The following is a 387-nucleotide window of genomic DNA, read 5'->3' on the forward strand; positions in this document are numbered from 1 at the left end:
TGCTGTCCCGGACCCGCATTGACGAGATCCGCGGCGATCTCATCGACGAACTCATTCGCGACCGCCAACTCGACCAGCACCACGTCGACGAACCCACCGCGAACTCCGCGTTCGCCTGTGGTGGAATGGTCCAGCACTTTTTCAGGTGAGGACGAAGTTTCGTTTTTTTAAAATCCGGCCGATGGTCGAGTGGTCAGCACGCACACCCCGAAACCCGGGCCCGCGGCGCTGAGTGTGGGCGCGCGGGTGCTGGTGCGCCGGCCGTCCGAACCGGCGCAGACCGGTCGGATCTCCTACGCACGGGTCTGTCCGAACTCGCCGCCCCGACAACCACTCCCGGCCGCCTCCGAGCGGTTGCGACCGCGTACCGCACCGCCGTCGATACCC

1 pseudogene is annotated in these 387 nt (G+C 66.1%); it reads left to right on the top strand.

Annotated elements, in window-relative coordinates:
- Window positions 1-189: 189 nt before the first annotated feature.
- A pseudogene (locus P3H15_RS55455) lies at window positions 190-387 on the top strand (hypothetical protein); the annotation flags it as partial.

Origin of the sequence: Rhodococcus sp. T2V (genome assembly GCF_029269925.1) — a bacterium.
GTDB classification, from domain to species: domain Bacteria; phylum Actinomycetota; class Actinomycetes; order Mycobacteriales; family Mycobacteriaceae; genus Rhodococcus_F; species Rhodococcus_F koreensis.